The sequence below is a fragment of the Xanthomonas cucurbitae genome, assembly GCF_002939885.1.
GTDB classification, from domain to species: domain Bacteria; phylum Pseudomonadota; class Gammaproteobacteria; order Xanthomonadales; family Xanthomonadaceae; genus Xanthomonas; species Xanthomonas cucurbitae.
The window spans coordinates 1-13119 of sequence record NZ_MDED01000014.1; the positions used below are offsets into that span (position 1 = coordinate 1).

Annotated in this window: 8 protein-coding genes; 1 reads left to right on the forward strand and 7 read right to left on the reverse strand. The window is 68.1% G+C overall.

Going from position 1 to position 13119, the window contains the following annotated elements:
- From XcuCFBP2542_RS19815 to XcuCFBP2542_RS09170, 5 genes are all read right to left on the reverse strand, one after another.
- Positions 1-323: hypothetical protein (locus XcuCFBP2542_RS19815; protein WP_211292989.1), on the reverse strand; the 323-nt coding region annotated here is incomplete at its 3' end.
- Between the two features lie 138 nt (positions 324-461).
- On the reverse strand, positions 462-2366 hold the full coding sequence (bphP, locus tag XcuCFBP2542_RS09155) for a bacteriophytochrome BphP (protein ID WP_104603281.1): 1905 nt from the start codon (positions 2364-2366) through the stop codon (positions 462-464).
- Entirely contained in the window at positions 2363-2956 is a 594-nt protein-coding gene (locus XcuCFBP2542_RS09160) for a biliverdin-producing heme oxygenase (RefSeq protein ID WP_104603282.1), read from the reverse strand. The genes bphP and XcuCFBP2542_RS09160 overlap by 4 nt, the downstream gene beginning before the upstream one ends.
- A 100-nt stretch (positions 2957-3056) precedes the next feature.
- Positions 3057-4322 (reverse strand): TCR/Tet family MFS transporter, encoded by a 1266-nt coding sequence (locus tag XcuCFBP2542_RS09165; protein WP_104603283.1) that lies wholly within the window; start codon positions 4320-4322, stop codon positions 3057-3059.
- A gap of 254 nt (positions 4323-4576) precedes the next feature.
- Positions 4577-6739 carry a lytic murein transglycosylase gene (locus XcuCFBP2542_RS09170; RefSeq protein WP_104603284.1) on the reverse strand — a complete coding sequence of 721 codons (2163 nt, stop codon included), beginning with the start codon at positions 6737-6739 and terminating at the stop codon, positions 4577-4579.
- A gap of 438 nt (positions 6740-7177) precedes the next feature.
- Here XcuCFBP2542_RS09170 and XcuCFBP2542_RS09175 point away from each other — a divergent pair, with 438 nt between their 5' ends.
- Complete coding sequence (locus XcuCFBP2542_RS09175; RefSeq protein WP_104603356.1) at positions 7178-8593, forward strand: amino acid permease; 1416 nt, start codon at positions 7178-7180, stop codon at positions 8591-8593.
- A 204-nt stretch (positions 8594-8797) separates the two neighbouring features.
- Here XcuCFBP2542_RS09175 and XcuCFBP2542_RS09180 read toward each other — a convergent pair whose 3' ends face one another.
- Together XcuCFBP2542_RS09180 and XcuCFBP2542_RS09185 are read right to left on the reverse strand one after the other, a co-directional pair.
- A complete protein-coding gene (locus XcuCFBP2542_RS09180; RefSeq protein ID WP_104603285.1) occupies positions 8798-11275 on the reverse strand; it encodes a GH92 family glycosyl hydrolase in 2478 nt (825 codons plus the stop codon).
- A gap of 101 nt (positions 11276-11376) precedes the next feature.
- Entirely contained in the window at positions 11377-13116 is a 1740-nt protein-coding gene (locus XcuCFBP2542_RS09185; protein WP_104603286.1) for a sensor domain-containing diguanylate cyclase, read from the reverse strand.
- Between the last annotated feature and the right edge of the window lie 3 nt (positions 13117-13119).

Here is a 13119-nt window from a genome sequence, read left to right on the forward strand (position 1 = left end):
GGAGGTTGCCGCTGCCGCACTTCACTCTGCCGAAGCAGCTTTCCGTGTAGCGAGCCGACCATCATAGCCGGGTTTTGCGTTTCGTCAATACCTTGTCGGTGTTTTCGAAACCCCTCGTTCGTTGCTGCGGTGCTTGGAGAAGCGCCGCCGTCCTGAGCGAGGTTGCGCAGTTTAGCGAGCCTGTGCAGAAGCGCAAGCACTTTTTGACACTGGCATGACATCGCCCTGGTTTGGGTGGCAGACAAGCCCACCGCCGGCTCACGTCTCAACGCAGATTCATAGCAATAGATAAGACGGGCAGTGGCGATCACCTTCTTGGTCACTGCCCCGGGGCTACCCCTGGGCGGGGTCGGCGCGGCGTTCCGGGGGCTGATGGCCGGCACGCTGAGGGTGCTGGCGCTGCGGCCGCAGCCTTCGGCGTAATGCGGCCCTGCCTGCCGCCGCTGGCAGGTGGGCGCCGCTTATTCGGGGTCGCGCAGTTGCAGCAGCCAATGCGCAGTGGCGCCGCTGGGGCTGGGCAACGGTTCAAGATGGAACTGGCGATAGACCGGCGGGCCATGCTGGGTGCGCAGCGGCAAGGTGACGTAGGCGGCACGCCCCACGCGCAGGGCGTCCTCGAACACCTCGACCCGGGCTTTGGCGGCATCGTCGGCCAGCAGCGCGAGAATGTCGCAACCGATCAGCTCGGCGACCTCGGTCTGGCTCAGCTCGGCGAACGCCGGGTTGACGAACATCAGCCGGTGCGCGCTGCTGTGCAGGCCACGCTCGATGATGGCCACGCCGTCGCGCAGGCGCGACAGCGAGGCTTCGAGCAAGCTGAAGTCCTGCTGGAAGCGCTTGCGCTCCATCAGTTCGATCAACACCCGCAGGCTACGGGCCGATTCCAGATGCAGCGGCGACCACCGGAGCGCGCGGCCGCAGACGGTTTGCTGCCATAGGTCGAAGCTCTTGCGCGGCGACAACCGCGAGTTGGGAATGTCCGCCAGCTTGGCCAGCTGCGGGTTGCCGGCCCATTTGATCTGTTGCACCTGCTCGCGGCGGGTCCACAGCAGGGCGCTGCGCGATTGCGGCATCAGCGGGACGAAGATGAAGCCAGCCGCCAACGGCGCCAGATCGGCCAACTCCGGAAAGACCTCGCCGATGGCATCCACATGCAGGGCACCCACCGCATCCTCGCGCAGGGCCTTGTGATGCCTGGATTCGACGTGGTCGCGGATCCGCCGCAGCGCCTCGACATCCGGCGCATTGCCATGGCGGCTGATCTCGCTGCCATGGAAGATGGCCACGCCGTCGGCATCCACCACGTCCATCAGATCCGGTGCCATGTCGGCCAGCATCTCGACGGTCATCTGATCGGCATCGTTGAAATCGGTAATCAGCTTTTCGCGGATGGTCAGCAGCACCGATTCCAGCCGCGCACGCGCCACCGCCTGCAACGCACCGATGCGCCCGGCCAGCGCGCGAGTGACCGCATCGGTGGCATCGCGCATGGCGTGGCTGGTGAAGTGCGGGCTGTAGTGGTGGCAGGCAATCAGCCCCCACAGCGCGTCATTGACGACGATGGAGGACACCAGCGTGGCGGTGACGCCCATGTTGGCCAAGTATTCCAGATGCACCGGCGAGACGCTGCGCAGGCTGACATCGCTCAGGTCCACCGGGGTGCCCAGGCGCGGATGCAGGGTGGGCTGGATCGGCGACGGCTGATAGCCGACATCGGCGATCTGGCGCACGCGGTTGCGCAGGTACAGCGCGCGCGCCTGCGCGGGGATGTCGCTGGCTGGGTAATGCAGGCCCAGGTAAGCCTCCAGCTCGGGCTGGCGGGCTTCGGCGATGACGTCGCCGTTCCACTCTTCGTCGAAGCGGTAGACCATCACCCGGTCGAAGCCGATCATGCTGCGCAGACCCTTGGCCGCGCGCACGGCGGCTTCGGCGATGCCGGGGTCGCGCTCGATGCTGCGCAATAGCGGCAACGCCTCGCGCAGGGTGACGTCCATCAGGCGCGCGTCGCGCGGCTCGATCTCGACCAGCCATTGCTCCGGATACAAATGCCAGCCAGCCACCCAGGCATGTTCGGGCGGCGTGGCACGCGCGGGGAAACGCACTTCGGCATGCAGCAGGTGCTGCGCTTGTTCGTCCACCGCGAAGGGCTGCGCCTCGGGCACCTCCAGCACCTGGGTGTAGGGCATGCCCAGCAGCGATTCCAACGGCACGCCGAGCAGGTCGGCGGCGGTGCTGCTGGCCTGCACGATGCGGCCATCGGCCGGCTCGATCACCAACAGCGCGCCGTAGGGCTGGATCAGGCCGGGGATGTGGATCGGTTCGCGCGCGCACTCATCCATATCCAGGGGTTCGGTGGTCTGGGTCACGCGTGTGGCTCCGCTGCGAGGCAGGTATGGAAGTGAGTGAACATGGCCTGTGCGCCTTCAATGGCGGCAACGCGCGCGCGCGGCGAGTCCAGGCGATGGTCGAGCACGCTCTGGAAACGGCGCCAGCCTGCAGGATCTTCGTCTGCCAGCTCGAAATATTGCAAGGCACCGGCCAATGCGGGGCGATGGCGGCGCAGGTGGCGGGCGATTACCCGGCCGCCCAGCTGCGATCCTTCGATCACGTACAGCATGCCCCAGCGCGCGGCATCGTCGTCGCCGGCCGGCGGTGGCAGCGGCGCATCCGGTGCCTGCGCGAGCGTGTAGAGATCCGCGCGCAGGGCAGGCACGCGACGACGATAGGGCCAGCCGCTACCAACCAGGGTGTTCAACCAGTCGCTCAGGCGCTCTTCGAAGCCGGCCAACAAGGCGTGATGACGGCGCAGGACCGTGGCATACCCATTGCGGTCGATCTGCCCGTGGCCGAGCGCCTGCATCAGCGGCACCGCCTCGACCAGACGGTGCGTGTCCTGGGTGGCATCGCGCAGCGCGCGTGCGGCCGATGATGGAACCGCCAGGGTGTCCGAACGCATAGCGAAGTCGAGGCAGTGCCGCAGCACGGAAGACGCCAGCCTAGCAGCGCAGACGCCAATCAGAAAAAGCAGGCGCAAGCGCCGGATGAATCCGTTGCCATCAACGCCCCTCCACAGCGGCCGGGCTCTGCGGGCGGCCGGCGCGTGCCCACGCCATCGCCCAACCGACGGCCAGTAACACGCCGGCCAGCAGCCAGGGCGCGCCGGGTAGATGCAGGGACGTGCCCTGGCTGATGAACCAGGCGAACACATTGGCGAACAGCAACGGCCCGACGATGCCGGCCAGGCTGATTAAGCTGGTCAACGCACCCTGCACGCGGCCTTGCGCGTCGGCGCCGACTTCGCGGGTGATGAGTGCTTGCGCCGCCGGGCCGGCGACGGCCCACAACGCACTGATCGGAATCCCGATCAGAAACATGCGGCCGCTGTCGGCCAAGCCATAGACGACAAAGCCGATCACCCCGCAGCCCAGGCCAAGCAGCAGCGCGCGGCGTTCGCCCAGCCAGCGCACCAGCCGACCGACCAGGGCCACGTTGACGAGGATGCTGCACACCCCCACCCCGGCCAGGACCCAGCTCACTGCGCGCGGACCCCAGTGGTATTGGTAGCCGGCGAACAGCACGAAGATGCTGGGGTAGACGTAGTGCGCCAGGTTGGCCAGGAACACCACCGAGGCCAGGCCGAACACCTGCCGGTAGCGTCGCAGCAGCCTGAGCGCGCCAAGCGGATTGGCATGCGACCATTCCAGCCGCGCGGTACGACGGTCGGCGGGAAGCGATTCGGGCAGTACGAAGAACCCGTACAGGACATTCACCAGCGACAGCCCGGCAGCAAACCAGAACGGCCAGCGCAGGCCGATGCTGCCCAGCCAACCGCCGATCAACGGGCCGGCCACGAAACCGATTCCGAACGCCGCGCCCAGCAGGCCGAATGCGCCCGCCCGCTTGTCGGCCGGGGTGACGTCGGCAATGTAGGCGGTGGCGGTGGAAAGACTGGCAGAACACACGCCGGAGATCACCCGCGCCAGCAGCAACATCGGCAGGCTGTGGGCGATGGCCATCAAAATAAAGTCCAGGCCCAGGCCCAGGCACGACAGCAGGATCACCGGGCGGCGGCCGAAACGGTCGGAGAGCGCGCCCTGCAGTGGCGAACAGACGAACTGGATGGACGCGAACAGGAAGCCGAACCAGCCGATCCAGCCAGCGGCCACCACGTAGTCGCCCCCAGTGAAATGCCGCACCAGATCCGGTAGCACCGGGATGATGACGCCGAAGGACAGCACGTCGATCAGCACGGTGATGAAGATGAAGATCAGTGCAGCGCGGCGCCGGCCCGGGACTGCAGCGGAATCGGGTGGGAGGGTCATCGCGCAGACCGGGAAGGATGAGGCCGGCAGTGTAGCTGTGGATGAGAGGCAGATGCCGGCGGGGATGTAGCCGCTGGGCTGGGTGGTGTCTTGTGCTGGGTGCTTGGGTTGGCTGTGGCCCTCATCCGCCCTTCGGGCACCTTCTCCCGCAAGCGGGAGAAGGGAGTCGGAAATGACCTTGCTCCCGCAGGCGGGAGAAGGGAGTCGGAAGTGGCCTTGCTCCCGCAGGCGGGAGAAGGGCATCTTGCGGCGCCTTATTCGACGCTGATGGTCTGGGTCAGGGTGTGACTGGCGCCGGGGGCGAGGTCGATCACGTCCGGGCCGGCATTGGCCGCTTCCAGGCAGACGTAGTCGCGCCAGCCCTCGCCCACGTCGGCCATCTTCTTGCCGGCGTCCTCGCCCGGGTTCCAGGCCACCAGCGAGCGGCTGCCTTCGGTGGCGATGACGATCCGACGGGCGAGGACCGGGTCGGTGAGCGTGTAGCGGCCGCCGGCGTTGACGTAGATGCGGTCGCTGCGGCCGGGATCGCGCGGGTCGCGCAGGTGCCAGTCGCCTTGCTGGCGGTAGGTGGTGGCGTAGTGTTCGTACTTGTCCAGGTAGTCCAGGCCGTCCAGGCCCTGCACGCTGACCTTCAGGGCATCGCCGACGCGGAAATAGGTATGCAGCGCCTGGGTGAAGCGCACCGGGGCGTTGCTGGTGTTGTCGGTCGTCAGGCGCTGCTGCACGGTGCGGCCGATATGCAGCGTCATGCGCAGGCGCAAGGCCAGGTCGTCGAAGGTCGGCGGAGCCAGCGTGAGCACCACGCTGCCGTCGTCTTCGCGGTGGCTGTCGATGAGCTGCCACTGCACGGTGCGCACGAAGCCGTGCGCGGGGACTTCGCCGGTCTGGTCCTGGCGGCCGAAGTACGGCCAGCACACCGGGGCGCCGCCACGGATCGGGGTGGGCGGTTGCTTGGCGCTGGGCGACAGCCACAGCACGTCCTGCCCGCCCTTGGGCACGAACGAGAGCAACTGGCCGCCGAACAGGCTGATGGCGGCGGTGGAGAACGGGGTGTCGATCAGCAGCGAGGGGAAGCCGTGGAAGTCGCCTGTGGTCAGGCCGGTGGTGTCGGACATGGGGGATGCCTTGTGGACGATGGGAGATTGGGCGAATGCCGGATAAGCGGCCGGCAGTTTGAAGGCGGTGCCGCGCACGGCCGCCAGGCCGGTGAGCGGTGGGGCGGCACGCAGGGCGGTGAGGATGCGCTGGCCGGGGCGGCCGTCGGCCGGCTGCAGGCCCAGGCGGGTCTGCTCGACCTGGATGGCGCGGCGGGTGGCGCTGCCGACCATGCCGTCGGCCTCGCCGATCTGGTGGCCGCGGGCGAGCAGCAACTGTTGCAGCGCGCGGCGTTCCGGGCGGCCCAGGCCGGGGTCGTCGGTGGGCCAGGCCACCGCCAGGCCAGGGCCGCCACGCAGGCGGTCGGCCAGCAGCGCGATCGACAGCGCATAGCTTTCGGCGGCGTTGTAGGCGTAGATCGCGTCGTAGTTGCGGAACACCAGGAACGCCGGGCCGGCGGCGCCGGCCGGCAGCAGCAAGGCGGCGGGTGTCTCGGCCGGCAGCCCGCTCGGGGCGAGCGGTTGGCCATCGGTGCCGAGCAGACCGCTCTTTTGCCAGGCCTGGAACGGCTGGCGGCGGGTGCGGCCGGCCTTGCTGGCGTCGAAGCCGGGCGGCAGGCGCACCTCCATGCCCCAGGGGCGGGCGCGCTCCCAGCCGGCCTTGACTAGGTAGTTGGCGGTGGAGGCGAGCGCGTCGGGAATGCTGGCGACCAGGTCGCGGTGGCCGTCGCCGTCGCCATCGACCGCGATGCGCGCGTAGGTCGAGGGCATGAACTGGGTCTGCCCGAACGCACCGGCCCAGGAGCCGGTCAAGCCCTCCGGCGACAGGTCGCCTTGCTGCAACAAACCGAGCAAGGCGATCAATTCGCCGCGGAAGAATGGCTGGCGGCGGCCGGCGCACGACAAGGTGGCCAGCGACACCAGCAGCGGGCGCTTGCCGGTGACCCGGCCATAGTCGCTCTCCACACCCCAGACCGCGACGATGGTGGCTGGGTCCACGCCGGTCTGCCCGGACAACCGGGTCAACAGCGCGCGGTGGGTGAGCAACATGGCCTGGCCGTCGCTGACCCGCTGGCTATCCACCAGGCTGGCCAGGTAGTCCCAGATGGGGGTGGTGAACTCCGGTTGCGCGTCCAGCAGCGGCAGCACGCTGGGGTCCGGAGCCAGGCCAGCGGTGAAGCGCTGGAAGCTGGCGGCATCCACGCCCTTGGCGGCGGCCTGGGTCTGCAGCCCAGCCAGGCAACGGTCGAAGACCGCATCGGCCCAGGCGACGGCAGGCAGCAAGGCGATCAACAGCGGTAACGCGCGCAGTGTCGGCGTCATGGCCGGGGAGCCGGCGGGTGCATGGAGGTCATGCGCTACGGCACTCCTGTGGCGGCAAGTCGGTGGGCGAGGATAGCCAACCTGGCCGGGCGCGGGCGTGCAGGCTGATGGCGATGGCGGTGGCGGCGCACTGCGCAGGTCGCGCGCGCCTGCGGACCGGTGGCGCAGCAGCAGGCTGCACACCGTTGGCCGAGCGTGGCACGGCGGCAGGCAGTGGCACGGCGGTTGCCCGCGCTGCGGGGCCGGCGGGCAGTGGTCGAACGGCCAGCGCGGCAGCGGCCCGCCGTTCTGCCGCACGCGGCGAGGTTTGTTGCGCGGGCTGGCCCGACCACGGCGGTCAGCCCGCACGGGTGCGCTGCCCGCGTGACCTCGGTTGGATAGCTTTGCTGCGCTGCATTGCGCCAAACTGGTGAATTCTTCTGGTTCTTCGAGGTCCGCATGTCGTCCTGGCTACGGCGCAAATCCATCGATCAGGTCACCGTGCACGAGGCCGGCCGGCAACTGGTCCGCAGCCTGAGCTGGCCGCACCTGATTGCGCTCGGCATCGGCGCCATCGTCGGTACCGGCATCTACACCCTGATCGGCGTGGGCGCCGACAAGGCCGGCCCAGCGGTGCTGTTGTCATTCGTGGCCGCCGGCATCGTCTGCGCCTGCGCGGCACTGGCGTATGCAGAGATGGCCACGATGATGCCGGCCGCCGGCAGCGCCTATACCTACAGCTACACCGCGCTGGGCGAGAGCATCGCCTGGGTGGTGGGCTGGAGCCTGGTGCTGGAATATTCGCTGGTGGTCAGCACGGTGGCGGTGGGCTGGTCCGGCTACTTCGTCGGCTTCCTGCAATGGCTGGGGGTGGAGCTGCCACAGTCGCTGATTGCCGGGCCGCATGCCGGCGGCATCGTGAACCTGCCGGCGGTGGTCATCACCTTCCTGGTCGCCGGCATGCTGATGGCCGGCACCAAAGAGAGCGCCACGCTCAACGCGGTGCTGGTAGTGCTGAAGATCATCGCGCTGGGCGTATTCGTGGCGATTGCCTTGCCGGCCTTCGACAGCGCGCACCTGCAGCCGTTTATGCCGTACGGCTTCTCCAAGGCGATGGGGCCCGATGGCGTGGAGCGCGGGGTGATGGCGGCGGCGGCGATCATCTTCTTCGCGTTCTATGGCTTCGACGCCATTTCCACTGCGGCCGAAGAGACCAAGAACCCCGGGCGCGATCTGTCGATCGGCATCGTTGGCTCGATGATCGGCTGCACGCTGATCTACGTGCTGGTGGCACTGGCGGCGGTCGGGGCGATGAGCTTCAGCGTGTTCGGCAAGAGTCCCGAGCCGCTGGCGCTGATCCTGCGCGAGCTAGGCCACGGCAAGGCGGCGTTGGTGATTGGTGCGGTGGCGATCATTGCATTGCCGACGGTGCTGCTGGCGTTCCTGTATGGGCAGAGCCGGATCTTCTTCGTGATGTCGCGCGACGGGCTGTTGCCGCGCGGCTTGTCCAGGGTCAATGCGCGCACCGGCACGCCGGTGGCGATCACCCTGTTCACGGCGGTGCTGGTGGCGGCATTGGCAGGCGTGGCGCGGCTGGACGAGATTGCCGCGTTGGCCAACGCCGGCACGTTGGCAGCGTTCACGGCGGTGGCCGCGTGCCTGTTGGTGCTGCGCGTGCGCGAGCCTGGCCGTGCGCGGGCGTTCCGCACGCCGCTGGCCTGGGTGGTGGGGCCGGTGGCGATCCTGGGCTGTCTGTATCTGTTCTGGAGCCTGCCCAGCAAGACGCAGGGGTGGTTCCTGCTGTGGAACGCGCTGGGCGTGGTGGTGTATCTGGTGTATGGACGGCGCAATAGCCGGTTGAATCAGGCGAAGTGAGGCGTTTTCGAGAGGACGCTTCCAGCTGGATTGCGCGATGCTGACCAATCCCTTCTCCCCCCTGCATGGGGGAGAAGGTGGCCCGAAGGGCCGGATGAGGGGACGGGCGAAGCCTCGTGTCATCCACCTTGGTCAGTGGCTTTGCCGCGTACCCTCACCCCAACCCCTCTCCCGAGGGGAGAGGGGCTCCAGCAGCGAATACGGTCACTGCGCCGCTGCAGGTGTGGCGCAGAACGAGGTCGGCAACGCATCCGCCTGGGTGCCCCAGCCTTGCGTGGGTGCCTGCTCGGTGAGCGCAAACGACAACGTGCCACCCTGCTGCAACTGCGCCCAATCCAGGAACACCTGCGGCTGCGGTTTGCCGTTGAGACGCACGCCTTGCACGTATTGCAACGCGCGGCCGCTGGCGCCGGGGGCGTCGATGCGCAGGCGCTTGCCATTGCCCAGGTCCAGCGTGGCGCGCTTGAAGCGCGGGGTGTGCAGCAGGAATTGGCCGCTGCCCGGTACCGCCGGATACAGGCCCAAAGCGCTGAACAGGTACCAGGCCGACATGGTGCCGAGGTCGTCGTTGCCGGTGACGCCATTGGGCGCGTTGGTGAACAACTGCTGCGCGGCACGCACCACGGTGGCGGTCTTCCACGGCTGGCCGATCAGCGTATACATCCACGGCACATGCAGGTCCGGCTCGTTGTTGGGGTTGTAGCGGTACTGGTTGTAATAGCTGTACGGGCCGACCACCCAGTGCGTGCGTGCGCCATTGAGCGGGTCCTTGAGCAGGTCGTCGTAGGCGAAGAAGGTGTCCAGGCGTTTGCCTGCCTGTTCGGTGCCGTGCATGGCCTGCAGCATGCCGGGGATGTCCTGTTGCACCAGCCACTGGTATTGCCAGGCGGTGCCTTCATGGAAGCCGTGCTGCGAGCGTGGGCTGTACTGGTCGTTGGACGGTGCGTACCAGCTGCCGTCTTCCAGACGCGGACGCGGGAAGCCGGCAAATCCGGTGTCGGCATCGCGCACGGTGGCATCCCAGACCTTGTGCCAGTTGCTGCCGCGCGCGCGCAGCTGCGTGCTGTCGTCGGCATGGCCCAGGGCGTGGGCCATCTGCGCCAGCGCGCAATCGGCCAGCGCGTATTCCAGCGTGGCCGAGCCGCCGTGGTGCGGGTCCACGTCCATGCCCTTGGAGGGAAACGCGCGGTCGTATTGCACGAAGCCATTGGCGAGATAATGCGCATTGCCCGATCGCCCGGAATGCCGCGAGTTGATCGGCGGTTGGCCGAAGGCGTTCTGGCGGAGCGCGGCGTAGGCCTCGGCCTCGCGGCCCTGCAGCGCGCCGAAGCGCCATAGATCGACCAGGAACGGAGTGACCGGGTCGCCGGTCATGATGTTGGTATCAAAGTTGGCATAGCCCCAGCGCGGCAGCCAACCACCCTGCTGGTGGATGGCCAGCAACGAGCGGCCGATATCGCGCGCGCGCTGCGGGCGCAGCAAGGCCAGCAACTGGTTCTGCGAGCGATAGGTGTCCCACAGCGAAAAATATTCGTAGTAGGTCCAACCCTCGGCGCGGTGGATGGCATCGTCGTAGCCGCGATAGCGTCCATCGGCATCGCTGCCGGTGAGCGGTTGCAACAGCGCGTGGTAAAGCGCGGTATAGGCCACGCTGCGGTCATCTTTGGTGGCGCCCTCCAGCTGCAGGCTGGCCAGTTCGGTGCGCCAGACCTGCTGCGCGCGCTGGCGCATCTGCTCCAGGCTCAGCAGTGTGCCGCCCTGCATGCCGTCGGCGCGCAGATTGGTGCGGGCGCCTTCGGCATCCACGTGCGAAATGGCGCTGACCACGGTCACCGCCCGCGCGTGCTTGTCCTTGCCCAGTGGAAAGCTGAGCCAGGCGCCATTGGGTTTGAGTTCGCCGCCCATGCCGTGACGCGCGCCGGGCACGCCGCCGTCTTCGCCCCAGATGCCGTGCGCGGTGAACGGGCGGTCGAATTCCAGCCGGAACCAGGTGGTGTATTCGTGGCCGCCGCAAAAACTCTGCGTGACCAGCTTGCCTTCGACCACGCGGTCGCCGACCAGCTGCACCTGGCTGCCGATCACCACATGGCGGTCGTTGGCCTGGGCCACGTTGATGAGCACATGGCCGGTGTCGGCGCCGGGCGCGAAGGTGTAGCGCTCGGCGGCGGCGCGGGTGAGCGCGCTGGCCTCGGCGTCGATGCCGCCGTAGTCGGTGAGCCGCACCTTGTAGTAGCCGGCCTGCCCCACTTCGCCGGCGTGCGTATAGCGCGCCGCATAACGTTTCTGGTCGAAGGTCTTGGCATCACCCGTGTCAAAGTCGCCACCGGGGCCGATGCGGCCGGTGACCGGCAACACCGAGACCTGCCCGCCCTGCTCCCAGCAGCCGGCACCGGACAGGAACGAGTGCCCGAAGCCGCGGATGCTGGGGTCGTCGTAGCGCCAGCCGGCGTAGTGCGCGCCGATCGGGCTGACCTGGATCAGGCCGAACGGGGCAGACGCGCCGGGGAAGGTATTGCCATCGTCTTTGCTGCCGATGAAAGTGTTGACCTGCGCCGGGTCCTGCGCGGCCAGCGGTGGCGCAATCACCATGCCCAGCAGACACAGGCTGGCGGCGGCGCGGCGCCACAGCGGGACGCCGGATGCAGGAAACAACGAACGATCGGATGCAACGGCAGAACGCATGCAGGACACCTCAAGGGAGCGGGCGGCCAGCGCCGCCGGTGGAATGACGCATGGCCCGACGCGATGCCCGGCGCGCGCATCGCAGACGGCGGCGCAGGACGCTAGCGTTGATCGGCGGTGCCGGTGCCGCGGCGTGCCCGGCGGCGTGCGTACAGCGAGCGGTCGGCGCGGTCGACCACGGCGGCCAGCACTTCGCCTGCCTGACGCAGCGCCGTGCCCAGCGTGAACTGGATGGGCGCTTCGGCGGCAGCGGCCAGGTAGTCGCGCGCCAGCCTGTCCAACTGCGCCTGGATCGGTTGGTGCAGCAATACCAGGAATTCGTCGCCGCCCAGGCGCACCAGTCGGTCCTGGGTGCGCAACGGTTGGTTGAGGAACCAGGCCATCTGCACCAGCACTTCGTCGCCGCGCTGGTGGCCATAGGTGTCGTTGACCAGCTTGAACTTGTCCAGATCCACCACGATGCACCCCCAGCACCCGCCGGGATCGCGCTTGTCCAGCTCGTCCAGGTAACGGCGGTTGTAGCAGTTGGTCAGCGGGTCGGTGAATGACCACTCCAGCAACTGCTTTTCCTGCTTGTACTGGTTGGTGACATCTTGCGCGTGCGCCAGCACGACGGTGGCATCGGCCTCCACGTCGAGGACGTTGTGGTACTGCCAGTGCCGCAGGCTGCCGTCGCCGGCCACCAGTTCGATCACTCCCGAGTCCTGGCCATCGAGCACCATGCGCGAGAGGTAACCACGCAAGGCCGCATGCCGCTCGGGGCGGACCAGGTCCTCCAGCCGGCACCCCTCCATCTGCTCCACGCTACGGTCGAGCGAGCGCGCAGCGGCAGGGTTGACGCTAATCAGGCGGCCCTCCATGTCGTGTGTGCAGATCAGGCCCAGGCTGTACTGGAACAGTTTGCGGAACTTGCGCTCGCTGGCCGCCAGCGCATCGACCGCGCAATGCCGGTCGGTGACGTCCTGCACTGCGCCGATCAGGCGCATGCGTCCCTGCACATGCTCCACCGACCCGGTGCTGTGCACCCACAGGTGACGCCCGCGAGCGCTGATCAGCGGCAATTCCAGATCCCAGGGGGTGCCATCGCGTAAGCAGGTTTCCACCGCATCGGTAATCACCGCACGCGCTTGCAGCGGATAGAAGCCGATCGCCTCGGTCAGGCTGGGGCGGTAGCCTGGGGGCAGGTCATGCAGGCGGCAGGTCTGGTCGGACCAGGTCAGCGTGTTGCTGGCCACATCCACCTCCCAGCCACCGACCCCGGCGACCCGGCCGGTGCGTTCCAGGAAGGCTTCGCTCTCGCGCAGCCGCTGCTGCAGCTCGTCATTGGCCGCCTGTCGCTCGAGCATCGCCCGGCGCTGCTCCAGACCTTCTGCCGCGACCCTGGCCAGCTGTTCCAGCGCCGCCAGCTGGGCCGGTTCCAGCGCGCGCGGGCGTTGGTCGATCACGCACACCGTGCCCATGCGCAGGCCGTCGGACAACACGATCGGCGCGCCGGCGTAATAGCGGATACCGGGCGCCCCGGTGACCAGGACGTTGTCGTCGAAGCGCGGGTCTGCGGGTGCATCGCGCACTTCCATCACCGCATCGCTCTGGATGGCGTAGGCACAAAACGCCAGTTCGCGCGGAGTCTCGGAGACGCCAGGCAGGCCGATGCTGGCCTTCCACCACTGCCGATGTGCATCCACCAGCGAGACCAACGCGATCGGAGTGCCGGCGATGGCCTGCGCAGCGGAAACCAGGGCATCGAAGAACGGTTCGGCCGCCGTGTCGACCACCTGCAGCGATGCCAGGCGGGCCAGGCGCTCGACTTCGCCGAACGGTGCAGCGTCGCGCGGATTCAATGG